The 24,972-nt window shown below is 43.9% G+C and carries 27 protein-coding genes; 15 read left to right on the top strand and 12 right to left on the bottom strand.

Annotated features, from left to right (window positions below; all coding sequences use genetic code 11):
- Positions 1-3: 3 nt before the first annotated feature.
- Positions 4-321 (bottom strand): DUF440 family protein, encoded by a 318-nt coding sequence (locus tag MHN32_RS02755; protein WP_239420836.1) that lies wholly within the window; start codon positions 319-321, stop codon positions 4-6.
- A gap of 192 nt (positions 322-513) precedes the next feature.
- On the opposite strand from MHN32_RS02755, the gene MHN32_RS02760 reads away from it, so the two are divergent.
- The 4 genes from MHN32_RS02760 (at position 514) to MHN32_RS02775 (ending at position 3,312) form a co-directional block, all read left to right on the top strand.
- A complete protein-coding gene (locus MHN32_RS02760; RefSeq protein ID WP_239420837.1) occupies positions 514-1,311 on the top strand; it encodes a crotonase/enoyl-CoA hydratase family protein in 798 nt (265 codons plus the stop codon).
- A 111-nt stretch (positions 1,312-1,422) separates the two neighbouring features.
- Entirely contained in the window at positions 1,423-1,791 is a 369-nt protein-coding gene (locus MHN32_RS02765; RefSeq protein WP_239420838.1) for a CidA/LrgA family protein, read from the top strand.
- A 1-nt stretch (position 1,792) separates the two neighbouring features.
- Complete coding sequence (locus MHN32_RS02770; RefSeq protein ID WP_211200811.1) at positions 1,793-2,473, top strand: LrgB family protein; 681 nt, start codon at positions 1,793-1,795, stop codon at positions 2,471-2,473.
- A 17-nt stretch (positions 2,474-2,490) separates the two neighbouring features.
- Positions 2,491-3,312 (top strand): mechanosensitive ion channel domain-containing protein, encoded by an 822-nt coding sequence (locus tag MHN32_RS02775; RefSeq protein WP_069018686.1) that lies wholly within the window; start codon positions 2,491-2,493, stop codon positions 3,310-3,312.
- A 42-nt stretch (positions 3,313-3,354) separates the two neighbouring features.
- On the opposite strand, the gene MHN32_RS02780 is transcribed toward MHN32_RS02775, so the two are convergent.
- On the bottom strand, positions 3,355-4,251 hold the full coding sequence (locus MHN32_RS02780) for a mechanosensitive ion channel domain-containing protein (protein ID WP_239420839.1): 897 nt from the start codon (positions 4,249-4,251) through the stop codon (positions 3,355-3,357).
- Between the two features lie 180 nt (positions 4,252-4,431).
- Between MHN32_RS02780 and MHN32_RS02785 the strand changes: the two genes are divergently transcribed.
- Positions 4,432-5,955, top strand: coding sequence for an amidase (locus MHN32_RS02785; protein ID WP_239420840.1), 1,524 nt, complete (start codon positions 4,432-4,434; stop codon positions 5,953-5,955).
- 89 nt (positions 5,956-6,044) lie between these two features.
- Here MHN32_RS02785 and cysS read toward each other — a convergent pair whose 3' ends face one another.
- Positions 6,045-7,424 carry a cysteine--tRNA ligase gene (cysS, locus tag MHN32_RS02790; RefSeq protein WP_102057128.1) on the bottom strand — a complete coding sequence of 460 codons (1,380 nt, stop codon included), beginning with the start codon at positions 7,422-7,424 and terminating at the stop codon, positions 6,045-6,047.
- Between the two features lie 199 nt (positions 7,425-7,623).
- Between cysS and MHN32_RS02795 the strand changes: the two genes are divergently transcribed.
- Together MHN32_RS02795 and MHN32_RS02800 are read left to right on the top strand one after the other, a co-directional pair.
- Positions 7,624-8,118 carry a peptidylprolyl isomerase gene (locus tag MHN32_RS02795; protein ID WP_010371206.1) on the top strand — a complete coding sequence of 165 codons (495 nt, stop codon included), beginning with the start codon at positions 7,624-7,626 and terminating at the stop codon, positions 8,116-8,118.
- A gap of 58 nt (positions 8,119-8,176) precedes the next feature.
- Positions 8,177-8,902 carry a UDP-2,3-diacylglucosamine diphosphatase gene (locus MHN32_RS02800; RefSeq protein WP_239420841.1) on the top strand — a complete coding sequence of 242 codons (726 nt, stop codon included), beginning with the start codon at positions 8,177-8,179 and terminating at the stop codon, positions 8,900-8,902.
- Positions 8,903-8,911: 9 nt separating this feature from the next.
- Here MHN32_RS02800 and miaE read toward each other — a convergent pair whose 3' ends face one another.
- Positions 8,912-9,694 carry a tRNA isopentenyl-2-thiomethyl-A-37 hydroxylase MiaE gene (miaE, locus tag MHN32_RS02805; protein ID WP_239420842.1) on the bottom strand — a complete coding sequence of 261 codons (783 nt, stop codon included), beginning with the start codon at positions 9,692-9,694 and terminating at the stop codon, positions 8,912-8,914.
- 209 nt (positions 9,695-9,903) lie between these two features.
- Here miaE and MHN32_RS02810 point away from each other — a divergent pair, with 209 nt between their 5' ends.
- Positions 9,904-10,503 (top strand): Yip1 family protein, encoded by a 600-nt coding sequence (locus MHN32_RS02810; RefSeq protein ID WP_010606742.1) that lies wholly within the window; start codon positions 9,904-9,906, stop codon positions 10,501-10,503.
- A gap of 196 nt (positions 10,504-10,699) precedes the next feature.
- Here the strand turns inward: MHN32_RS02810 and MHN32_RS02815 are convergent, their stop codons facing one another.
- From MHN32_RS02815 to pspA, 8 genes are all read right to left on the bottom strand, one after another.
- Positions 10,700-11,044, bottom strand: a complete 345-nt coding sequence (locus MHN32_RS02815) for a 4a-hydroxytetrahydrobiopterin dehydratase (protein ID WP_010606741.1) — start codon at positions 11,042-11,044, stop codon at positions 10,700-10,702.
- 10 nt (positions 11,045-11,054) lie between these two features.
- Positions 11,055-11,852, bottom strand: a complete 798-nt coding sequence (phhA, locus tag MHN32_RS02820) for a phenylalanine 4-monooxygenase (protein ID WP_010371198.1) — start codon at positions 11,850-11,852, stop codon at positions 11,055-11,057.
- A gap of 255 nt (positions 11,853-12,107) precedes the next feature.
- Positions 12,108-13,286, bottom strand: a complete 1,179-nt coding sequence (locus MHN32_RS02825; protein ID WP_239420843.1) for an aminotransferase class I/II-fold pyridoxal phosphate-dependent enzyme — start codon at positions 13,284-13,286, stop codon at positions 12,108-12,110.
- A 190-nt stretch (positions 13,287-13,476) separates the two neighbouring features.
- Positions 13,477-14,502: a TIGR01620 family protein gene (locus MHN32_RS02830; RefSeq protein ID WP_211866577.1), complete on the bottom strand. Its 1,026-nt coding sequence runs from the start codon at positions 14,500-14,502 to the stop codon at positions 13,477-13,479.
- The gene (locus tag MHN32_RS02835) at positions 14,499-15,911 is read right to left on the bottom strand and encodes a YcjX family protein (protein WP_211866579.1); all 1,413 of its coding nucleotides are present in this window, start codon (positions 15,909-15,911) and stop codon (positions 14,499-14,501) included. Before MHN32_RS02835 ends, MHN32_RS02830 begins: the two co-directional genes overlap by 4 nt.
- A 48-nt stretch (positions 15,912-15,959) precedes the next feature.
- A complete protein-coding gene (pspC, locus tag MHN32_RS02840; RefSeq protein WP_010606736.1) occupies positions 15,960-16,361 on the bottom strand; it encodes an envelope stress response membrane protein PspC in 402 nt (133 codons plus the stop codon).
- The gene (gene pspB, locus MHN32_RS02845; RefSeq protein WP_010371190.1) at positions 16,358-16,591 is read right to left on the bottom strand and encodes an envelope stress response membrane protein PspB; all 234 of its coding nucleotides are present in this window, start codon (positions 16,589-16,591) and stop codon (positions 16,358-16,360) included. The genes pspC and pspB overlap by 4 nt, the downstream gene beginning before the upstream one ends.
- A 77-nt stretch (positions 16,592-16,668) precedes the next feature.
- Positions 16,669-17,328 carry a phage shock protein PspA gene (pspA, locus tag MHN32_RS02850; RefSeq protein ID WP_010371188.1) on the bottom strand — a complete coding sequence of 220 codons (660 nt, stop codon included), beginning with the start codon at positions 17,326-17,328 and terminating at the stop codon, positions 16,669-16,671.
- 182 nt (positions 17,329-17,510) lie between these two features.
- Between pspA and pspF the strand changes: the two genes are divergently transcribed.
- The 7 genes from pspF to MHN32_RS02885 are packed head-to-tail and all read left to right on the top strand — an operon-like array spanning position 17,511 to position 24,928.
- Entirely contained in the window at positions 17,511-18,602 is a 1,092-nt protein-coding gene (pspF, locus tag MHN32_RS02855) for a phage shock protein operon transcriptional activator (protein WP_227386993.1), read from the top strand.
- Between the two features lie 26 nt (positions 18,603-18,628).
- Positions 18,629-20,212 carry an ABC transporter substrate-binding protein gene (locus tag MHN32_RS02860; RefSeq protein WP_239420864.1) on the top strand — a complete coding sequence of 528 codons (1,584 nt, stop codon included), beginning with the start codon at positions 18,629-18,631 and terminating at the stop codon, positions 20,210-20,212.
- A gap of 1 nt (position 20,213) precedes the next feature.
- Positions 20,214-21,248, top strand: coding sequence for an ABC transporter permease subunit (locus MHN32_RS02865; RefSeq protein ID WP_237115916.1), 1,035 nt, complete (start codon positions 20,214-20,216; stop codon positions 21,246-21,248).
- Positions 21,235-22,128, top strand: coding sequence for an ABC transporter permease subunit (locus MHN32_RS02870; RefSeq protein ID WP_010371175.1), 894 nt, complete (start codon positions 21,235-21,237; stop codon positions 22,126-22,128). Before MHN32_RS02865 ends, MHN32_RS02870 begins: the two co-directional genes overlap by 14 nt.
- Positions 22,128-23,135 carry an oligopeptide/dipeptide ABC transporter ATP-binding protein gene (locus MHN32_RS02875; RefSeq protein WP_010606731.1) on the top strand — a complete coding sequence of 336 codons (1,008 nt, stop codon included), beginning with the start codon at positions 22,128-22,130 and terminating at the stop codon, positions 23,133-23,135. The genes MHN32_RS02870 and MHN32_RS02875 overlap by 1 nt, the downstream gene beginning before the upstream one ends.
- Positions 23,120-23,881, top strand: a complete 762-nt coding sequence (locus MHN32_RS02880) for an ATP-binding cassette domain-containing protein (RefSeq protein WP_239420844.1) — start codon at positions 23,120-23,122, stop codon at positions 23,879-23,881. Before MHN32_RS02875 ends, MHN32_RS02880 begins: the two co-directional genes overlap by 16 nt.
- Before the next feature lie 18 nt (positions 23,882-23,899).
- Positions 23,900-24,928 carry an AraC family transcriptional regulator gene (locus MHN32_RS02885; protein WP_239420845.1) on the top strand — a complete coding sequence of 343 codons (1,029 nt, stop codon included), beginning with the start codon at positions 23,900-23,902 and terminating at the stop codon, positions 24,926-24,928.
- Positions 24,929-24,972 lie beyond the last annotated feature (44 nt).

Raw genomic sequence — 24,972 nt, forward strand, 5'->3', positions numbered from 1 at the left:
CGGTTATTGCTTCCATATGATATGACAAAACGGTGCATCTAAATCTCTGCTAATCAAGATTTTTGCGTACACCTGATCCGAGTCATCAAACTCGATACCAACCAAAACCTGTGCGAAATGCTCTGGTTCTGCTTCTTGTTCATACGCAGTGATGCTCGACCAACTCTCGTCCGGCTCACTTTCTTCAATGAAGCCACGCTCTTCGCGATGTTCGTTGAACATATTAATATCGTGTTCTTCAAGATTATCCGGGGCCAACTCAAGGAAGATATCATATGCTTGGTGAGTGGCTTCTTCGATGCTACAAAGTCTCGCTGTCATGGACGCTAGCCTGTTGTTTTAAAGTTGGCGCAATGATAGCAAAATGAGGTAAAACATAAATACATAGTCGCGATAATCAAACAGAAAATAACGCTAAATGACGAACAAATTATCGGTAAAAGTTGAATGTTACGTCGCTTTTAAGTTATTACTCTAAAACTATCGCACAAAACCCGCAGGGAGCATCTCATCATGATTTTATTTTCCGAAGCGAACAACATCGCATTTGTGACCTTATCTCGACCAGAAAAACAAAACGCGCTATCTGTTGACATGTTTGTTGGTTTAGATAATGCGATAAAGAAAATTAGAAAAAGCAAATCAATTAGGGCTGTCGTTCTCCAAGGTGAAGGCGCACATTTTTGTGCTGGTCTAGATGTAAAAAGCGTGCTGAATAAACCTTCTGGGATCATCAAGCTACTGAAAAAATGGTTACCTGGCAATGCTAACTTGGTACAAAGAGTCGTACTCGGCTGGCAAACTTTGCCAGTTCCTGTCATTGCCAAGATCACAGGTAATTGTTTAGGTGGAGGCTGTCATATTGCATTAGGCGCAGATATTCGTTTAGCCGACAGCAGTGCGCAGTTTGCCATTATGGAAGCCAAATGGGGACTTTGCCCTGACATGGGCGGCAGCTTACTTTTGCCTGCCACAATGAACAAGGATAAGGCATTGCTAATGACAGTCCATGCACAGCGAATAGACGCCCAGCAAGCACTAAAGGACGGTCTCATTACCGAGATCTGTGATGATGTTGACGCTAGACTCTCAGAGTTACTCTCTCAATTTAGCGCACGCTCGCCAGATGCCATTGCAGCAATTAAGAAAGTGTATAATCGAGCCTACAACCAGCCCGCACGTATACTATTGTGGTTAGAAACGTGGTCACAAATTAAATTGCTCGCCGCTAAAAATACCAAAATTGCGATGAAGAATGCCTCTGTAGCTGATGAGAATAAAAAGCCATTTTTGCCTCGCATGAAGTGGTAACGCTAGGTTGAATGCTTGTTTGCCCAAAGTATAATGGCCATCGCAATACGAAAGCGTACAATTAGGCATCATACATGTTAGCGCCATTGCAGTGCTGAGGATTTACATTTAATGGTACACAGAGCGAAGTTGATATTACGATTTGCACTAGGCTTTGCCATCATTTTGGCGTGTCTCTTCAGCGCTAAATGGATTATTCAGCTTAGTGCTTTACAGATCCCTGCCGCCCTACTTGGCATGGTGTTTCTTGTCATACTCCTTGCCACAAAAATCATTAAAGTAGAATGGTTAGCCCCCGCAGCAGAGCCCATTTTAAAATATATGGCGCTGTTTTTTATTCCAGCGGGAGTGGGCTTGGTAGAGCATCTCAGTTTGTTTCAATCCCACTGGCTTATGCTACTGTTATTGCTAGTTGGTGTGCCAACAATAAGTCTTGTATTGTTAAGCCCTATCATTAAGAGCATCAAGTTTCGTGATTAATATGATTATGGCGTCAGCGCTCACTGTGCTGTTATTTTTTAGTGCACGCAAACTATATCAGCGTATCTCCTTACCGATATTAAACCCTGTGCTGATCTGCATTTTGGCCATTTCGGCATTTCTACTGTTCACGAAATTCGACTACAAGGTATATCAACAAGCAACGCTACCAATTCATTACTTGTTAGAGCCAGCTGTCGTTGCACTCGCTTACCCTTTGTATAAACAATTTCACCAAATTAAACCGGTATTTTTTGCATTGTGCTTAACCAGTTGGTTGGGTGTTTCACTGTCTACGTTAAGCGCTTTTCTTATCTGCCAGTTTTTTGCAGCCGATCCGCAGCTCTCAGCTTCAATGGCGGCCCTGTCGGTTACAACACCAATCACCTTACTCATTAGTGATTATCTCGGAGGGATCCCCGCTATTGCAGCGATTATGGTGATACTAATTGGTGTATTTGGTGGCGTGTTTGGACTACATATCTTGCACTGGTGTAAAGTTGACCATATGCAAGCGAAAGGCACTGCGCTTGGTGTTGCTTGCCATGCGATAGGCACAGCCGCAGCGATAGAGCATCACCCCATGGCTGGCGCTTTTGCTTCAGCGGCGATGACAATTACCGCCATGATAACTGCACTTTGGGTGCCTTTGTTTTATCATTGGTTGGCTACTCTAATTTAATAACTCGGGATACGACTGTGATCAATCAAGAAATCGAGCAAATAGAACACTATTACAACATTATTCGAGAGTATCTGGTGACGTACAGTTTCCAATTGCTCGCTGCGATATTCATCTTCCTTCTCGGTTTGTGGTTATCAAGAAAGCTGTCTAAAGCGACTGAAAACTTGATGCTAAAACACAATATCGATCCTGCTTTAACCAACTTTATTGGCAATGTGATCAAAGTGCTTATCATTGCCATGTTTGTGATTATTTCTCTTGGCAAGGTTGGCATCAGTATTACACCATTTGTTGCCGCCATCGGTGCCGCGTCTTTAGGTGCTGGTCTTGCGCTGCAAGGTATGCTGGCAAACTATGGCGCAGGGCTTGCCATCATTGCTACCCGCCCATTTGTGATTGGCGATACCATCAGCATCAAAGGGGTTAACGGCCAAGTTAAAATGATTGAGCTTGGACATACCACGCTCATCAACGAAGACAAAGTAGAGATCACTATCCCGAATAAACATGTGGTGGGAGAAATTCTCCATAACTCATTTGCAAACTCTCTGGTTAAAGGTGAAATAGGAATAGCTTATGATGCTGATTATCAAAGTGCATTAACGCTTATCAATCAAGTACTCGCTGATAATGCTAAGGTCAGTCAAGACCCTAAGCCGCAGGTGGGGATTGAGGAATTTGCCGACAGTGCAGTGATATTGAGTTACCGCTACTGGGTGCCTACGACTTCACTTATCGAAACTAAATTAGAAGTGAATAAAGCGGTGTTTGCCGCGATTAAAAATGCGGAAATCGAAATTCCATTCCCGCAACGAGTGGTTAAAATCATTCAGTGAGTAAACTCACTAACGGCTAGCCCCCTAGCCGTTATTCTACCCTCAGTTTTCATCAGGCTTTTCCATAGAAAAGCCACTGCGTAAATGAAGATCGCGCTGTGGAAACGGGATCTCGATTTGATATTTGCGAAAGGCATCATCGATAGCCCAGAGGTAATCAGAAACCAGTGCCGTTGGTCGCTTTACCTGCTCAGGTTGCACCCAAACTCCTAGCGTGAAATTCAAGCTACTATCACCAAACCCTGTCATCCATACCGTTGCTTCTCGCCCCGGCGTATTCAAGGTATATTGGACATTTTTGGCCGCTTCCAATGCGGCACGCTTCACCTTCTCTTTGTCGCTGCCGTAGGCCACCGAAAAAGGAATACGGAAACGACGATATTTATCTGACATTGTCCAATTGGTAATTGTATTTGACACCATTTCCGAGTTAGGAATAAGCAGGTCGACGTTGTCATTTGTACGGATCCAAGTTGAGCGCATGTGAATGGCTATCACTTCCCCCACCACCCCGTTGGTCAGCTCCACAAAGTCCCCGACTTTGACGGTTTTCTCTAGCAGTAACACCAGACCTGAGACAAAGTTATTCACCAGACCTTGTAGGCCTAAGCCAATCCCAACGCCGAGCGCACTGGCAACAAGCGCTAATTCAGTGATCTCTATTCCTAAGGCCGTCAGAGCAATAATAAGACCAATAAATAACACGATGTAGTGAATGATCCTGCCTATCACATAGGCTGAGGTATGCTGGATCACCCCTTGTCTTGACGCGAGACGATTAAATGCTAGTCGTAGGATCTTGGAGATCACCAAAGTCGCAACGATCACAGCGATAAATGAGAGTGCTTCTCCCACCTCTAATGAAAATTTACCTAATGAAAATAGCTTTTGGTCAAGCCACGGAATCTCTACGTCTATATCTATTGGTGCTTTTATCATGGTTATATTTTTTGTTATCTCGTGAAGTTAAGTGTGTGTGGCGAGCAGCAAAAATACAAGTTTTAAAGACGCCTAAATCATGCTTTGTTCAAGCTACTCGCTTGACCTTTTACAGGGCTCGTGACTAAATAAAGGACAAACAAATAACAAAAATACTACTGCGGATTGGTAAAATACGTCATGAAAAAGTCCCTACTCGCTTTAACCACTTGTCTCGCGCTTGCGTTGCCGGCTCATAGTCAATCGCTTGCGGACCTTACCACGCTCGAAGCACAAACCAAAATACAAAATCGAACTTTATCAGCAACGCAACTCACTGAGTTTTATTTAAAAAGGATTTCACAACTTGACGACAGTGGCCCTATGCTCAATGCCGTGATCACGCTCAATCCCAACGCTTTACAAGACGCTAAAAAGCTTGATGCCGAAATACTCGCGGGAAAATATCGAGGGCCACTTCATGGCCTGCCAGTTATTGTTAAAGATAATATCGACACCAGGGCGCCAATGGCAACAACCGCAGGCGCGCTCGCCCTGCAACACAACGTCAAAACCCAAGCTGCGCCGCTTATCATCCAGTTAGAACAAGCCGGCGCTATCATCCTTGGCAAAGCCAATTTAAGTGAATGGGCAAACTTTAAATCAAGTTTCAGCTCGAGCGGCTACAGCACGCTCGGTGGTCAAACCAAAAACCCGTATGTGTTAGACAGAACACCATGTGGTTCAAGTTCCGGCTCTGCTGTTGCCGTCTCCGCAGGTCTTGCACTGCTCGCTATTGGCACGGAAACTGACGGTTCTATTGTTTGTCCTTCAGCACATAATGGCGTTGTAGGTATTAAACCGACTGTCGGTTTGGTTTCTGGTGAAGGCATTGTTCCTATTAGTCATAGCCAAGATAGCGCTGGCCCTATGGCAAAATCGGTGATGGGCGCCGCCTTATTGCTCAATGCTATCGTTAGCGATGCAAAACAGCCGATTGATTTTACCCAAGGCTTAAATACTGCCAGTTTCAAAGGCAAACGAATTGCTATCACCAGTCATCTAGGTCAGTTTCCACCAGCAGTTCAAGCGGTATTTGCAAAAGCCGTTGCAACCATGAAAGCAAATGGCGCAGAAATAATTGAAGGGTTAGACTTACCTGAGCTGGAAGCTTTAGGCTCCGCCGAATTGGATATTTTGCTCTATGACTTTAAACATGATCTCAATGCTTACCTTGCCAAGACACCAGAGCAGGTAAAAGTAAAAAACCTAAACCAGCTCATCCAATTCAACCAGCAACATCCCTCCACCATTAAGTACTTTGATCAATATTTGATAGAGGAAGCAGCAAAGAAAGGCGATATCACAGAACACCGATATCAAGAAGCCCAAGCTTTGGTTAAAAAATTTGCCCGCCAACAAGGCATTGATAAAATAATACAAGAACATCGCCTTGACGCATTTATCGCACCAACGAATACCCCAGCTTGGAGTATCGATATCATTAACGGTGATAACTTCTCAGCCTCGTCGTCATCTCCCGCGGCGATTGCAGGATATCCAAGCATTACCGTACCGATGGGTTTTCATCACGAGCTACCGCTGGGTATTTCTTTCTTCGCTGAGGCTTATAGCGAAGCGAAATTAATCAAGCTTGCCTATGCTTTCGAACAGTTGACTAATGCACGCAAAGCACCTGAGTTTAAGGCGACATTAACGCCTTAAAAATAATAATAGTGTTATAAATAAAAATGCCTTCACACCGATTGATGTGAAGGCATTTTTATTTGCGTATCGTGTTGGTACCAAGAAGGTTAAGCTTTACGCCAAGTTGTTTTGCCCGCGCTATCTTCTAACACAACGCCTAAGGCAGTTAGCGCATCACGCGCTTCATCCGCTGCAGCCCAATCTTTATTTTCGCGAGCGCTGCGGCGCTTTTCAATCAATGCTTCGATTTGCGCTACTTCGTCGTCGTCTTGTTCACCTTGTAAGAAAGATTCAGGGTCTTGCTGCGCAATACCTAAGACTTCCGCGAGTTTCACAAGAATAAATGCATGCTCACCTGCAGCTTCTGCGTCACTCTCTTTTAAGCGATTCACTTCTTTTGATAATTCAAAAATCACTGGCAGTGCTTCTGGCGTGTTAAAGTCGTCGTTCATTGCTGTCTCAAAACGTTCAGCGTAAACATTACCTTTAAGCTCGACTTCCACCAGCTCAACGCCACGTAGTGCAGTGTAAATACGCTCAAGCGACGAACGTGCTTGTTCAAGGTTTTCTTGTGAATAGTTTAGCTGGCTACGATAATGACCATTGATCAAGAAATAGCGTACTGTTTCTCTATCAAAAGCTTTTAGCACTTCACGTACGGTAAAGAAATTGCCAAGAGACTTAGACATTTTCTCTTTGTTAACTTGTACCATGCCGGTGTGGATCCAGGTGTTCACATAACGGCCATTATTTGCGCAGCAAGATTGGGCAATCTCGTTTTCATGGTGCGGGAATTGCAAATCTGAACCCCCACCGTGAATATCAAAAAATTCACCCAAATGCTTTGAACTCATTGCGCTACATTCAATGTGCCAACCCGGACGACCTTCGCCCCACGGAGATTGCCACGCTGGCTCACCCGCTTTGGCTTTCTTCCACAATACAAAGTCGAGTGGATCATCTTTGTCTTGTGCGACCTCAACGCGTGCGCCCGCTTGTAGCATTTCTAAATCCTGCTGAGATAACTGACCATATTGCTCAAACGTTGAGACATCAAACAATACATCCCCATCCTTCGCAACGTAAGCATGGCCTTTTTCAATCAAGCGCGCGATCATCTCGATGATTTCGTCCATATGCCCTGTTACCGTCGGCTCAATATCCGCAGGTAGCATATTCAACGCAGTAAAGTCTTCATGCATGGCTTTGGTCATGCGAACGGTTAGATCATTAATCGACTCTTTGTTTTCCGCGGCGCGTTTAATGATTTTGTCATCCACGTCAGTAATATTACGCACATACGTGACGTCATAACCTAAATAACGTAAATAACGGTTCATTACGTCAAATGAAACGTAAGTGCGTGCGTGTCCTACATGACAGAAATCATAGATAGTGATACCACACACGTACATATCAACCTTGCCTTCTTTAAGCGGTTTAAAAGGGGCTTTTTGGCGAGTGAGTGTGTTGAAAATCTGCAACATGTAGTTTTCTTCCTAAGTACGGTTCATTTTTTAACAAAAGTGCTTTTAATCATACCACCTGCATAGCAGCGCCTCTAGATTTTAATAACAAATTACGGCAGTTTTTTGATTTTTTACGCTGATTTTTAAGGAATGCTTTTTCACAAAAGCCCAGTTGATATAAAATAGGATTTTATCATTCAACACGATGGACACTAACATGGTTGTTTTAGAAACAAATCACGGCGAAATCCGTATTAATCTTTTCGCTGACAAAGCGCCTGAAACGGTAGCTAACTTCCTAAACTACGTAAACAGCGAGTTTTATAACGGTACTATTTTCCACCGTGTAATCGACGGCTTTATGGTTCAAGGTGGCGGATTCGCATCGGGTATGGAGCAAAAGCCAGTTGAAGCACCGATCAAAAACGAAGCTAACAACGGTGTTGCAAACAAAGTGGGTACCCTAGCAATGGCACGTACGCCAGATCCACACTCTGCAACTGCACAATTTTTTATCAATGTTAACGACAATGACTTCCTTAACTTCTCTAGCGAAACATCGCAAGGTTGGGGTTACTGTGTATTCGGTGAAGTTGTTGAAGGCATGGACGTAGTAAATAAGATTAAAGGTGTTGCTACTGGTTCTTCTGGTTTCCACCAAGACGTACCGCTTGAAGATGTGATCATCGAAAAAGCATACGTTGCTGAGTAATATCCTACTTTTTATTCAAGGCCAGTATTTATGCTGGCCTTATTAGTTTTGAGGTCCCATGGGTAAAACCTATTTTATCGCCGACTTGCATTTAACCGAGCACCGCACTGATATCACCGACGCATTTTTCGCTTTTCTCGACCATCATATGACCGCTGATGTCGACGCTTTATATATTCTGGGTGATTTTTTTGAAGTGTGGATTGGAGACGATGAAAAAGACCCCTACGCCCTGAGTATTGCACAAAAACTGCGAAGCTTGAGTCACCTCGGCATTCAAGTATTTTTTATTCACGGTAACCGTGATTTTTTAATCAAACAGGCCTTTGCTGACGAATGCCAAATGACTTTGCTACCTGAACAAGCGGTGATAGATCTATACGGCACACCAACGGTGATTTTGCACGGCGACGAGATGTGTACACAAGACGAAGCCTATCAAAAGTTTCGCAGGAAGAGCCGCGGCTGGTGGTGGCCAAGGCTGATGCTTGCTATGCCACTTTGGTATCGTCGCAGAGTCGCTGCAAATGCAAGACGTAAGAGCATTGAAAACCAAAAAGGCAAGCCCCTCGAGATTCTAGATGTCACCGAAGAAGCAGTGGCAGACATGTTCGCAAAACATGGCGTAGACAATATGATCCACGGCCACACCCACAGACCAAAAGTGCACACCTACCAAGATGGTAAGGTACGCACTGTGCTTGGCGATTGGTATTCACAAAGCTCATATATCGTCGTTGACGAAAGTGGTAAACAGCAGCTCCTTTGCCATCCTTTTGAATAAATTTAGTGCTTAAATAGGCGCACCTGAGTGAAACTTGAAATCGGGGTCCGGTGAGCTGATAAGCTCGTTTTCCACTTGCTGAAATAGTTTAATGCGCCCAGCTACATCACAGCGCTTAGGATTGGTTGCGTTGGCAACTTGATGCGCCAAATCAATATAGTCTTGGTAATGTCTAGCTTCAGAGCGCAATAGCGACACATAAAACTTAGCAATTTCTTGATCTAAGTGTGGCGCAAGTTTAGCGAAACGTTCACATGAACGAGCCTCAATGTAAGCACCAATGATCAGTTTATCAACCAGAGCTGCGGGTTCATAAGTGCGAATGTGTTTGATCATTCCAGACGCATAGCGAGATGCTTGTACGTACTCAACGGGAATATCACGTGCCCTTATGATTTCTAGCACCTGTTCAAAGTGATGTAGCTCTTCTTTGATAAGCCTCACCATCTTACTCAAGATATCTTGATTGTAAGCATATTCAGGTCGTGCAGTTAACTCACCAATCAATTCATTTTTACTGCCTGAAAACTCGCCATCACCAACACTGCGATAAATAAAATCTTCGTAAGGTTGCAACCAACTTAACAATGTTTTTGCAGACGCATCATCTATTGCATATTTACGAATTAAGAAGGCCGCGCTTTGTGCCGCTTTTAACTCACAATGCATATGATCGATAAGCAACAATGGTAAGTGCTCGCTTTGTTTTGCTTTTTCAATCCAAGCTTGCGGGGTTTCACAACCTAAAAATTGGTTAATAGGCGCAAGTAAATCTGTGTACTTTTCTAACATAACAACAAAAGACTAATGTGTTTGCGCCATTTTATCATAACTTCTCGCTGCAAGGTGCACCACAAGGCTATTCCCCAAGAAGTTTTAGATCATTCTGAAAATAGTAATATTGCTATTCAACTACATTTTCTTGACAAAAATTAACTCATCTCTCATAACTTAATTGAATTGTACAAAAATAGTACAAACCTATATTTGAGGGGCTAACTATGATCTTTAATCATCTATGGGGCTTATATGCTCACCCGCACGAAGAGTGGCAAACAATTGATAACCGTCACGAAAGTATGTTTTACAGTTTGTCACATATTGCACTTGTTGCGCTGATCCCAAGCATTATGGGGTATTATTCTTCGGTCTACTTAGGCTGGAGTGTTGGTACTGGGGATGCTGTCTATTTAACTCATGAGTCGGCAATATTAATTGGTGTTGCAATGTACTGCGCATTAATTGCAGGCGTCTTTATTCTGGCGTATCTCGCCCACTGGATGGCCATCACTTTTGGCTCAACACCGACCTATACACAGACTCTAGAGTTATCGGCTTACACGGCAACACCAATGTTTATGTCGGCATTTGCGGCATTTTATCCTGAGCTTTGGTTTGTCGTATCGGTTGGGATGGTTGCACTGGCGTACTCCGTTTATCTGCTTTATACGGGCGTGCCTATTCTTATGCATATTCCTGAAGAGCGCGGTTTTATTTATGCCAGCTCGGTTGTGACTTGTGGCCTAGTGCTGTTAGTCATCATTCTTGCTGCAACCGCTATCTTGTGGACTAATGGCATAATTAGCCCTACGTTTACGTAGCCTGAGGGTGGGATAAAAATAGATTAATCTATGTCTGCTAACGCTAGTTGTATTTGCTTGGAAAATGAAAAGACGAACGTTTTCTTGGCTTTTATCCTAAATGATGAATAAAAACGGCGCTTGTTTAGCGCCGTTTTTATTTTGTAGGTCGAAATATGACATGGGGTTGTCGATATTTGTCGACATAAATGTCGACCTACTGTGCTGCGAATACTTCGTCAGTTTTAGCGGCACAAATAAAATCGTTTTTATGAAGACCTTTGATAGAGTGGCTCCACCACGTTACCGTCACTTTACCCCATTCGGTAAGTAAACCTGGGTGATGGCCTTCTTCTTCAGCCATATCGCCCACCTTGTTTGTGAACGCAATTGCTTGTTTAAAGTTTTTAAACTTGTAAACACGCTCAAGCTGCATAATACCATCGCGTACCTCAGGTACCCAATCAGGGATCTGTTTGATCAGAACCGCTAGTTCTTCATCTGATACTTTAGGCGCATCCGCACGACACGCTTCACATTTTTGTGCACTTAAATCAGACATTGATAATTCCTTAACTTGCTAGTTTTTCTTTTGGCGGAAACTTAGGTTCAAATAACCCTAGCTCTTTTGCTTGTTCAACCTGCGACATGATATCCATTTTAGAGATCTCAAATAAGTCGTTGATTGAGTTAATTGTATAGTAAACAGGTTGCATAATGTCGATGCGATAAGGTGTACGTAACACATCTAACACTTTAAGCGGATTAATTTCTGGTTTGTCAGAGTAAACATATTGAGTCTCACCTGGGCTTGACAGCACACCGCCACCATAGATACGTAGACCTTGCTCAGTTTGCATTAAACCGAACTCGACGGTAAACCAGTATAAGCGTGCAAGGTATACGCGATCTTTCTTCTCAGCGGCATAGCCTAGCTGACCATACTTGTGTGTAAACTCGGCGAATGCTGGGTTTGTTAGCATTGCACAGTGGCCAAAAATCTCATGGAAGATATCTGGTTCTTGCAAGTAATCAAATTCTTCTCTTGAGCGAATAAAGGTCGCTACAGGAAACTGTTTGTTGGCAAGTAATCGAAAGAACTCATCAAAATCAATCAGTGCCGGCACTGGTGCTACCTGCCAACCCGTTTCTTTCGCTAGTGCTTCGTTTAATTCACTTAGTTGTGGAATGCGGTCTTTTGGTAAGTTAATTTTCTCAAGGCCCGCCAAATATTCATCACAGGCTTTGCCTTCGATACACGCTAGCTGACGTGCAACTAACTCTGACCAAATTTGGTTCTCTTCATCTGTCCAAGCAATAACGCCATTTTCATCTGGCTGCTTAGATACATATTTACTTGCTTTAGCCATTTTACATTCTCACTTACTTCACCCCGAGTTTATGATCTTGCAATTTCAATTGCCGTCCTGTTGATGGTTCGGAGCGCTTCAACTTGTGACTTTGATACTAAGTAAAAGTGAAGGAAAGTTTAATAGTGCGCACGTTTATCACATTTCGCACAACAAGCATTTTCGTAAACTATAAAATACACACCTGTAAAAATAAAATTACATACATAATAAAAAGGGGCTAAACCCAGCCCCTTTGTAAAAATTAACTTACAGCTATATTTTATCAAACGCCTGCTTAAGATCGTCAATAATGTCTTCTACGTCTTCAAGCCCCACTGAAATCCGAATTAGTCCATCAGAAATTCCCGCAGCTAACCTTTCCTCTTGTGTATAAGGAGAGTGTGTCATTGATGCCGGATGTTGAATGAGCGTTTCCGGATCACCTAGACTTACCGCTAACGTACACAGCTCGGTCGCATTGATAAATTGTTCACCCTGCTCTAGCGAGCCGTTGATTTCAAAAGCAATTACCCCACCAGCCCCTTTCATTTGTTCACCCAGAAATTGGTAACCAGGATGCGAAGGTAAACCAGGGTAGTAGACTTTATTCACTATAGGGTGCGCTTCTAGGAACTCTGCTACCGTTTGTGCGCTTTGACAGTGGCGTTGTACACGCAAAGCTAAGGTTTTCAACCCTCGATTGATTAACCAAGCATCATGAGGACTGATTGTAGCGCCAATGTCTTTTAACACGGTTAATTTGATAAGTTCTATGTGCTCTTTTGAACCGCACACGAGCCCTGCTACCACATCTCCATGACCATTTAGGTACTTGGTTGCGCTATGCACAATAAGATCAGCACCATAATTCACAGGCTTTTGTAAAAGCGGCGTCATGAAAGTATTGTCAACGACAAACAAGAGCTCGTGCTGTTTAGCGATCTCCCCTAACATTTTCAGATCTAATACCGTCATGTTGGGGTTGATTGGCGTTTCAGCAAACAATAGTTTTGTATTTTCCTGTACCGCATCACGTAACGCTTGTTCATCGGTTAAGTCAACAAATGACACCTCAATACCGAATTTAGGCAACATATGCGCAAATAGTGCGAAGCTACAGCCATACAATGCGCTTGATGCAATCATATGGTCGCCTTGCTGTAAAAAGCTCAGCACCGATGCGGAAACGGCACCCATACCAGTGGCGGTCGCCGCAGCATCTTCCATTCCCTCGAGTCGAGCTACTTTTTCTTCTAGCTCTCGCGTCGTAGGGTTGCCTAAGCGAGTATAGATATAGCCGGGCTCTTCACCGGCAAACCTTGCGGCTCCTTGCGCTGCGTCTTTAAAGTGGAATGTTGAGGTTTGATACAAAGGAGCTGTTAACGCCCCATGTGGGTCGTCAAAATGATTGGGTCCGTGAATACACTGACTGTCATCTCTTAATTTTTTCATACTTGCCTGCTGATTTTATTATTGCCAACCAAATAAACATGGTAGTGAATTGATTAGCGTCGTTTTTGTGTAATAACCAATATGTAGGGCAGTTTAGAATAATAGACAAGCATGCCAGATGGGGAGACGGCTAGTTCACTTATTGTGACTAGCCAATTTTACTTAAAGAGGTGTATAAAATTGTTGCCGCTTAATCTTTTTTGCTACGCCTTAATAGCACATCAACGACTGAGCTAATCGCATTTTTTAAAAGACTTTGTTTGTGCTCCAAGCGTGGCAATGGTCGACAAAGTTCCATCGCCTTATAGCCCAAGCGGGCTGTGAATATCCCAGCACTTAGGCCCTGTGCCGAACGGGTAGAAAGCTTGCCAAGTAATTCAGCCCCCACACTGGTCGCAGCAAGGTCGCTTACCAGTTCACTTGCGCCAACAAATACCATTTGCTTCAACAACATTTTATACAAGGTGATGCGGCTACGATACGCTAATCGAATACCATAATGTTTGCTGATCTTTTCCACCAGCACGACTCCGCGCCAAAGCACCGCCAGCATATCCACAAGTGCAAGTGGACTTAAAGCAACTAAGAGCGCCGATGTTGTTGCATGCTCCTGAATTAGCTTTTTAGCTTCAGCATCTTGGCCTCGGAGCAAAGTTTTTTCATATAAAGTGATGACTTCTTTGTCTGTGTGGTGAGGCTGTAACGCCTCTTCAAATGCGGCAACCTTTTGCTCTGGATGCGCTTTTAATAGTGGCCCAAGCCAAGCTCGCGCCTCGCCAATTTGGTCACTCTGTAATAAGCGCAGGGCATCATGCTTAATTTGCTGATGTTGTTTTAGCTTGCTAAGTGCGATGACTTCCGAAAATAAGAACTTAAATAGCGCAAGTAAACCAAGAGACAACACGGTGGTGTATAGACTAAACAGCAGAATATTTTGCTCATAGCTCTCTATCAAGGTCAGTGCTGCTTCCACAATGATAAGTATTAATAGCGCAAGCAAAAAGCACTGCTTAAACCCAAATCGCCAAGGCGATTCGTAAATACGTTCAATTTTCGGTAACTCGGGTTCAGGCACAGCATCAAGGCTTTCACTCACAACCAGCTCGTTGCCGAGAACTTTGCCTTCACCACCCAAATGTTGAGACTCATCTTGGCGTTCAGTATCGATGTTTAAGCGCCTACCCGAGCCTTGGTAAGATTTTGTCTGATCTGTCATCTTAATTTATCTCCAATTAAGAACTGCAAAGCATGATCAAGCCTGATATGCGATAAGTTTCCTTGCCTCGCAGGTAGCGGCTCAAACGCTAAAAACTCAAACCCATTTTGAGGCCAAGCCTGCGCTTTTGGAACGTGATCAGGCGGGGTTGGTGGCACATAATTAATAAACTGCTGCTCGCCGACTGGCTTGCCGTAGATACATTGCACATGTTGCGTCCCCTCTTTCACCGCTCTCGCCTCAACACTTCTCACCGAAGAAAGAGACATCGTGTCCACGGTTACCCCATTGAAGCGCAGCTCATTGGCGCTGTCCACCAGCATTTCATTTAACAACCTTGTCAAATTGGTCTGCTGCTCGTTCAAAACGCCATCACATTTGTTGGCGGCAAATAGCACCTTATCTATTTTTGGGTTAAATAAACGAGACAAAAAGCCACTTTTACCATGAGAAAACATGGCGAGGATCTGCTTTAACGCAACTTCTTGCTCCTTCAGTGTGTCATAGCCATCACTTAAACTACCCAATAGATCAACTAACACGACTTGGCGGTCAAACTGACAAAAGTAATCTTTGTAAAAAGGTGCGACGACTTGCTTTTTGTAGGCTTCAAAACGCTCCACAAGCTGTTGATATTGTGAATGCTCGGTAATGTCGTTTGGGTGAACTTGTACCGGGAAAAACAGCAATATTGGCGCTCCCTCAAGGTCACCTGGGATCAACGCTCTGCCAGGTTGCAAGTTAGATAAACGAGTGTCCCGCTGCAACTGCGCTAAAAGCGCATGGTAACTTTGTGCAAGCATTTTCAGCTTACTTTCATCCACCGCTTCCGTCCCATCAAACTGCTTGAGGAGCTGTAAAAACGTTTGTGCAAATGGCTGGTATTTAGGCTTATTTAATAATGCAAATTGCTGCTCACACCACTCGGGAAAAGTCATTTTAAGTAGCGGCAAGTCCATTAACCATTCACCTGGGTAATCATATAGTTCAAGGTATAGTGTATGGGTTTGCGCTAAGTGCTGTTTGAGTCCGCGTTCACTATGATACCTAAACGCCAGTGTTAAGGTGTTGATACGTTTGGTTGACGCAGGCCATGTTGGCGGCTCTTCCAACAAACAAGTTATCGCTTGCTGATAGTCAAAAGTTGGTACCGCCAGTGCCTTCTGCGGCTCAGGACGACACGCAACAAGACGACCTTCACTCACGACATCTAAAAACGGTAAGTTGTCGGTGCTCGTTTGGGTAGTCAGGTGCTTGATAAGAGCCGTGATAAATGCGGTTTTCCCGCTGCCACTAAACCCGGTTACGGCAAGCTTTATATGCTTATCAAAAGAGCGGTGGAGCGTTTTTTTGGCTTGTTGTTTTAACTTATCTAGGGAAGATGGGGTTCGAAAACGTGACGTAGTCATAAGTAGAAAAGTGCCCCTCAAGAAAATGCCAAGGCGGCCAATACCGCCTTATAGCTTGTCAATTTCTCTGCTAACCGTAAATTCAGGGGAAGTTACGTAGCGTTCCATGTTCTGAATGCGACCATCAAGTCGTGATAATCTGTCTTTTAGGTCGTAAAGTGCCTGTCTTGGCGGCTCGCCTTTTTGCCACACCTTAAACTTCACCGATACTTTATCTTCATCTTTTGCATCAGGTGAACGGTTTGGCGTCACTTCACGTTTATCTAAAATAAACCAGCATGCCACATACACGACGATAAATAATGGACCACCTGATAATAGCACGGCTGTGATGAATAAGATCCTAACAAGCCATAACTCCATGTTGAAGTAATCGCTAAGACCTGCGCATACCCCAGCTATCTTGCCGCGACTTGGGTCACGATATAGCTCTCGCTTTACTCTACTCATAACTTGCGTCTCCATTGTGGTGACTCTTGGTCAAGTAAAGCTTCTAACGTTTCAACACGATCTGCCATTTTTTCTGCCTTGCTGGCTAATTCGATAAGCTGACGATGCTCGTGTTCACTTAACCCTTGGCTTACCTGCTTTTTGCTACGGTAGTGCAAAATCAACCAAAGTGGTGCCACGATGACCATAAAAATAATCAACGGAGCCATTAAAACTTCTGCGTCAAACATAATCTTCTCCTGCCTTCAACCTGGCTGTTATTATTGTAGTTGGTTAGCACCTACCCTGACAGTAGGTGCGACTATTTTCACTTTTCAGCCATTTTCTTTTTCAGCTGTTCAAGCTCATCGTCAATCTTTTCGTTCTTTTGCAGATCAGCAATCTCATCCGCTAAAGATTTCTTACCTAAATCGTAAGATTCGATTTGCGACTCTAGGCCATCGATTTTGCTCTCATAACGCTCAAAGCGATTTAGGGCATCATCTACTTTACTGCTGTCGAGTGCCTTTTTCACCTCTAAACGAGATTCTGCTGAGCGCTGACGTAGTACAATCGCTTTTTGGCGCGCTTTTGCGTCGGCCAGTTTATCTTGTAATGTACTGACTTCTTGCTGCAGCTTTTCAATGTGCGTGTCTACATGCTCTAGCTCTTTTTCAAGGGCTGCAACATCTTCCGCAGACTTTTGCTTTTCAAGTAAAGCAGCACGTGCTAAATCTTCACGTTCCTTACTTAGTGCAAGCTCTGCTTTGGTTTGCCAATCATCTACCTGTGCTTTTAGCTGATCTAGACGGCGTGTTAACTCCTTTTTCTCAGCGAGTGTTTTTGCTGAGGTCGATCTTACTTCGACTAGTGTATCTTCCATTTCTTGGATAATTAGGCGAACCATTTTTTCTGGATCTTCGGCTTTATCCAAAATAGCATTGATATTAGAATTCACTATGTCTGCAAAACGAGAAAAAATTCCCATAGTGGTTACCTCTTTGGTTAATAGCTAAATTGCTTACTTCTATGTATCAAATAGCTTGCCAACTTTAACAAAATTAAAAACATAATAAAATCATAAGGTTATTTTATTTTTAAAAAACCTTTAGTTATCACTTTTTTTAAAATACACTAGTTATTAGTAAAAACCACTAAGAGTTAGGCAATATGAGCCGTTTTCGCCAACAGGATAATTTATTAGGCCAATCTGACAGCTTTTTAGCTGTGCTAGACAAGGTTTCACAGCTCGCTCCTTTAGAAAAGCCCGTGCTTATTATTGGCGAGCGTGGCACAGGTAAAGAGTTAATTGCGGCACGTTTGCATTATCTCTCAGAGCGGTGGGATCAGGAATACGTCAAACTAAACTGTGCAGCCCTAAACGAAAACCTTTTAGAGAGTGAATTATTTGGTCACGAGAGCGGTGCCTTTACTGGTGCAAGCAAGCGCCATGAAGGTCGATTTGAACGCGCTAACAGTGGCACACTGTTTTTGGATGAGTTAGCTAATACCTCTGCGATGGTGCAAGAAAAGCTCTTGCGTGTAATTGAATACGGTGAGTTCGAGCGAGTTGGCGGCAAGCAAACCGTAAAAGTAGATACTCGACTGGTATGCGCTACCAATGAAGACCTCCCCACTCTTGCCGATGCTGGAGAGTTCAGACACGACTTATTGGACCGCCTCGCATTTGACGTCATCACCTTACCGCCATTAAGAGCGAGAAAAGAAGACATCTTATTATTGGCCGAACATTTTGCAATAAATATGGCTCGGGATTTAGGATGGGAGTTATTTAGCGGCTTTACCCGCAAAGCCATCGAGAAACTGCTTGATTACCCGTGGCCCGGTAATGTACGAGAGCTCAAAAATGTGGTGGAGCGTAGTTTATATCGTCATGGGAGTGACCAAATTCCGGTTCATGATATTGTGTTTGACCCCTTTGCCAGCCCATTTAGGCCGAGTCAACGGATCAAAGCGCCAAATGCCCAGCCAACAACTGCAGCCACTCATAAAGTTGAGCCTTTGCCTGCAGCGCAACCGAGTAACGAACAACAGGCAGATCCTGCCCTCGAATTCGACTTCCCTTGTGATTTAAAATCGCTTTCCAACGACTATGAAATCACAATGCTGCAAAAAGCACTTGAATTTAGTCAATTTAATCAAAAGAAAACTGCACAAAACCTTGGTTTGACGTATCATCAACTTAGAGGTTATTTGAAAAAATACAACCTACTGGACCAAAACCAAAAACAAGAGGCATAGTGGTGCGTAAATTGTTTTTTGGTGTGCTGTGTACCGCTTTATTTGGCTGTACGGATCAGACGCCAAATAAAGTGAATGATAAGTCACAAGGCTTAGTATATTGTGCAGAAGCGAACCCTGTGTCATTTAATCCACAAGTGACCACAACAGGGTCTACGATTGATATTATTGCCAATCAGCTTTATGACACCTTGATCAGTATTGATCCTGAAAGCGGCGAATTCTTACCTGAGTTGGCAACGTCTTGGCAGGTCAGCGATGACGGTAAATCTTTCACTTTTACCCTGAGGGATGATGTCCAATTTCACGATACCCTCTACTTCACACCAACAAGAAAAATGAATGCCGATGATGTGGTATTCTCATTTAACCGTTTATTTGATGTTTACAATCCGTACCACTTTGTTGGTGATGCAAATTATCCTTATTTTCAAAGTATTGGACTCGACCAACTGATCCGCCAAGTAAAAAAAGTGGATGAACATACCGTTCGCTTTGATCTGTTCAACGCGGAAAGTAGCTTTTTATCCAATATCGCCACAGACTTCGCTGTCATTCTTTCTAAAGAATATGCCGATCAGCTTATACAGCTTGAACATAAGCAAGATTTTGATCAAAAGCCCGTAGGCACAGGTCCGTATAAGTACCGTGAATTTTTACGTGATAACCTGATCCGATATTATCGCCATGAGCATTACTGGAAACACCCGGTATACATGGAACAATTGGTCTACGATATCACCACCAATGGCACTAGCCGCATCGCAAAAATGCTAACTAAAGAATGTGATATTACGGCGCACCCCAGTGCTACCCAGCTCACCGTGCTTGAGCAAAGAAAAGACATAGAAGTTGAAAAGGCCGCAAATCTGAATATAGGCTACTGGGCATTCAACACCGAAAAGCCACCATTTGATAATCCGCTAGTCCGCAAAGCGCTTGCGCACAGCATAGATTTTGAAAAAATCATGCAAGCGGTATTTTACAACAATGGGATTTTAGCCCGCTCAATGCTTCCCCCTTCTTCATGGGCATTTGAAGCGCAACAAAAAATGCCAACATATGACCCTGAAAAAGCCAAAGAGTATTTGAAACAGGCTGGTCTTGAGGATGGTTTTTCCATGACCTTATGGGCCATGCCGGTGTCGCGAATTTACAATCCTAACGCGCGGAAAATGGCAGAGCTTATTCAACGTGATTTACGTGATATTGGCGTCAATGCCAGGATCGTTGAGTACGAATGGAATACCTTTATTGAACGCGTTGGCCGCCATGAGCATGATAGCGTGTTGTTAGGCTGGGCAGCAGATACACCTGATCCAGACAATTTCTTCAGCCCATTATTGAGCTGCACTGCAACATTTAGTGGCAAAAACCCTTCCAACTGGTGTAATCCGGAGTTTGACTTATTGCTCACTCAAGCGTTAGACACCAACAATATGGAAGAAAGAAAATACTATTATCAGCAAGCACAAAAAATGGTCATTGAGCAACTGCCTCTCGTTCCAATTGCGCACGGGCTAAGGTTCCAAGCAACTAGCTCTGATATCAAGGGCGTCTCATTACGTCCATTTGGTGGTATTTCGCTCGCTGAGGCAAGGAGAGACTAACATGTTCGCAAAATATGCTTATCGACGACTGAGCTTGCTTTGCTTTATGTTGTTTACCCTAACGATATTTACTTTCGCCCTCAATTACCTGTTTCCTGGTGAGTTGATCACTAACTTCAGTGGTGAAGTCAACTCGAGTTATGCCCAAACGCAAGCGCTAGTTGAAAAATACCGTATCGAAGAAAATATCTTTGTGCAATATGGCGCGTTTATGGCTCGTATGTTTGAAGGCGACTGGGGTTTATCTTTATCATCGGGGCAGCCCGTGCTTTCTCATGTGAAACATCTATTTCCAGCAACGCTTGAGCTGTGTTTATATGCTTTGACGGTTGCAGTCTTGATTGGTGTACCAAGTGGAGTAATAGCCAGCGCTTATCATAAAAAGTGGCCAGATAAGCTCATTAACTCATTAAGCTTGATGGGATTTTCCATTCCAGTTTTTTGGTTAGCCCTGCTGCTTATTATGGCATTTTGTCTGGGCCTTGGGCTTTTCCCCATGTCCGGTAGAATTGGCTTACTTTATGAAATACAGCCCGTTACTCATTTTATTCTGATTGATATTTATCTTGAAGATTTTCCCTATGGTGGTGCCGCATTTTGGGATGCACTTCATCATTTAGCGCTGCCGACAATTGTGCTGGCTATGTACCCAACGACAGTTTTGATCCGCTTTACTCGCGACTCTATGCTCGAAGTCCTCGACCAGAACTATATTAAAACAGCTAGAGCAAAAGGCCTTAATCGCAGCCAGCTTATCATCCACCACGCGCTGAGAAATGCGCTGCTTCCAGTGATAAAACAAATTGGTCTCCAATTTAGCACGCTCATCACACTTGCGATGATCACTGAGGTGATATTCTCTTGGCCTGGGATCGGTCGATGGTTAATTGAAAGCATCTATCAACGTGATTTCCCCGCCATCCAAGGGGGACTGCTCGCGGTGTCTTTCTTTGTTATCATTGCCAACATGTTGTCTGATTTTATTCACTCGATACTCGATCCGCTCGCAAGGAATCAGGCTCATGGCAAAGTTTAATCTATTTACCGAAGAGTCTAATCGCTCACCTTTATTTAGGTTATGGCGTAAATTCCGCTCAAACCACGTTGCGCTAGTGGGTTTATGGCTGTTTGTTGCTCTGACGGTGTTGGCTTTAACAGCGCCGCTGATCGCGCCCTATGGTGTTAACCAGCAGCATGCTGATGCCCTGTTGCTACCACCTTCTTGGCATGACGATGGCGATGTGCGCTTTATACTCGGTACAGATGATTTAGGGCGAGACATCTTATCGCGCTTAATGAATGGAGCAACCTACACGTTTGGTTTATCTATCATTGCAGCCTTGGTTACCACGGCGCTCGGCGTCGTACTTGGTACGCTTGCTGGCGCCAGTCGAGGCTTAAAATCCAGCTTTCTTAATCACTTATTGGATATTACGCTCGCCATTCCTTCGTTACTGCTGGCCATTATCATCATTGCTATATTGGGGCCAGGTTTGATGAATACAGTGTGGGCGATTATCTTCGCGCTATTGCCACAATACATCCACTCGATCAGAAACTTAGTGGTCACTGAGCTGAGTAAAGACTATATCATCGCCTTTAAGCTTGATGGTGCAACACGCTGGAAACTGCTCGTCCGTGGCATACTGCCTAACATTTACGAGCATATCGTGGTTATCTTCACCATGGCGCTGTCGACTGCTATTTTGGATATTGCGGCACTTGGTTTCTTAAAGCTCGGTGCGCAGCCTCCATCGACCGAATGGGGTGCTATCCTCCAAGAAAACTTAAGTTTAATTTATCTCGCGCCTTGGACTGTAGGCCTCCCAGGTGTATTGCTTTTTTTGGCAGTACTGTCTACCAACTTGGTTGGTGATGGACTGCGTGAAGCGCTGAAACAACGTAAGGCAGATTAATGCAATTACTAGACATTAAGAACCTCACCATTGAACTACGTACCGAAGACGGTGTTATTCGCGCGGTTGATAAGGTCAACCTTAGCCTTAAAGAAGGCGAAGTTCATGCACTTGTCGGTGAGTCTGGCTCTGGTAAAAGTCTGATCGCCAAAGCCATTGTAGGGGTACTCAATCAGCGCTGGACAGTAACCGCAGACCGCATGCACTGGCGTGGCGTTGACCTTATGCGTTTATCTTCAGAAAAGCGCAGAAAGCTCGTCAGCCAAGATATTGCGATGATTTACCAAGAGCCAAGTCGAAGCCTTGACCCAACCGCTACCATTTTCGACCAAGTCGCGGAATCTATTCCCGATAGCGTCTTAAAAGGTGGCTTTTTTGGTCGTAGAAAAGCACGAAAAGAAAAGGTCCGAGCGCTATTGCACAAAGCTGGGATCCGAGACGATAAAAAGATCTGTAGCAGTTACCCACATGAGCTTTCTGAGGGGATGTGCCAAAAAATCATGATTGCGATGGCCATCGCCAGAAGCCCAAAACTACTTATTGCCGATGAGCCAACCACCGCACTTGAAAGTACCGCCCGCGCGCAAGTATTTCGATTGCTCAAGGCATTAAACCAGCTTAAAAACATGTCGATATTAATGATTTCGCATGAGCTAGAAGAGATCTCCGACTGGTCCCACGCAATGCATGTGCTCTATTGCGGACAGATGGTTGAAGCAGGTCCTACTCAGGCCATTTTTAAACAGCCATTACATCCCTACACCCAAGCGCTAGTTAAGAGTTTACCTGACTTTGGTCAAGGGCTCGGCCATAAAGAAGCATTTTATGCCTTGAAAGGCACTATTCCCCCATTACAGCATTTACCCATCGGATGCCGCTTGGGGCCGAGATGCCCTCAAGCACAAAAAGAATGTGTCGTCACGCCAAGACAAAGTCGCTCGCATGGCCATAGTTATGCTTGCCACTTTCCGTTAATTAAGGTGAAGCAAAAATGCAACCCGTCTTAAAAGTACAGTCCTTAAACAAGTCCTACACTTCTCGTCAAGGGCTGTTCAGACGCCGCTCGATGCAGGTACTCAGAGATGTGTCGTTTGCGCTTGCTCCCGGACAAACCCTCGCAATCATAGGCGAGACTGGCTCTGGTAAAAGTACGCTCGCCAAAGTACTTGCCGGTGCCGACATGGCAGACTCAGGACAAATATTACTAAACGGCCAAATTGTAGAAGACGCTGGTATTCGCAATCATGACTGTCGTACTATTCGCCTTATCTTTCAAGACCCAACTCGCTCGCTCAACCCGGGTCTCACCATTGGGGATATGCTTGATGATTGTCTACAATACAATACTGAACTCACCGAAGAGCAGCGTTATAAGAAAATCCGCATCACACTCAGCCGCGTCGGGCTACTTGGCGAACACATAGACTATTATCCTCATATGTTTAGTGGCGGGCAGTTACAGCGGGTTGCCTTAGCGCGGGCCCTTATTTTAGACCCAAAAGTGCTGGTATTGGATGAAGCGTTGTCATCATTAGACCCATCCGTACGCGCGCAAACCGTAAATCTGCTGCTAGAGCTACAAGCAGCAACGGGACTTGCGTACGTGCTTATCACACATCATTTGAGTTTGGTTCGTCACATGAGTGATGAGATTTTGGTATTAAATCGCGGTAAAGTCGTCGAATATGGCGAAACCGAACGTGTGTTCAATACTCCAAAATCTAAAACCATGCAGAAGCTGCTATCTGCTTAATTTCGCGGGGAATAAGTAATGGATTTTAGTGCCCATCTGTTATTTTTCTTCTCACTTATCGGGGTGTTTAATGGCTTTATTCTCAGCGCCCTACTGCTAATAAAATTTCAGGAGGCAAAGGCACTGCGCTGGGTGTCGGTGCTCCTCATTTTACTCTGTATTCGAATTGGTAAATCAGTCCTTTTTTACTTTAACCCAGAGCTGGATAAAACGATCCTGCAAATAGGTTTGAGTGCCTACTTTTTGCTTGGTCCCTGCCTGCTTAATTTTGTACTTGCAAGCTACAGTAAAACCAAAAATCGTTATCTAACAATGCACTTTTTGGCATTAAGCGGTTTTATTATTGGATTTGGTATACTTATGCCCTATCAGCTTCACCCTGAAATTTGGCAAATGTGGGGTTACAAAGGCACATCCTATTTTTGGCTAGGTTATTTACTGATAAGTTCTTATACTTTTTATCGTCTAGCTATAGGCAAAAGCGCCAATGGCAACGCTGAGTTTCATCTTACTTTGGTTGTGATCTGCGGTTGCTGGCTCATTTGGGCCGCGTATTTCTTTTCGTCATTCACTTCTTACATCACAGGAGCACTCACGTTCAGCTTTGTGCTCTATTTAAGCATCCTTTTCGCACCCAAATTACTACGAAAACCAACTGCTAATGAAAAGAAATATGCCAATACGCACATAAGCGACGATGAATACAATCAGCTCATAGCCAAACTTGAGTCGTTAATGTCAGAAAGCAAGCTATTTACTGAGCCGGGTTTAACGCTCCCCCGATTAGCCAAACGATTAGGCACTAGCCACAACAAATTATCGCAAATAGTAAATCGCCACTATCATTGTAACTTTAAACAATATCTCAATGGCTTGAGAGTTGAATATGCGAAACACTTGCTTTCGAGCACCAACATGCCGCTGGAACACCTTGCACTGGAGTGTGGTTTTAATTCTGCATCCACATTTTTTGCCGCATTTAAGAAGCTCACGGGGTACTCTCCAAATAGCTTTAAGCACTCCGAGAACATACTCTCAGACTCCTAAAATATACTCTAGGTGACTGCTTTAATTAAATAAGTTTATGTTTC

The organism is Pseudoalteromonas sp. Of11M-6 (assembly GCF_022347905.1).
GTDB lineage: Bacteria > Pseudomonadota > Gammaproteobacteria > Enterobacterales > Alteromonadaceae > Pseudoalteromonas.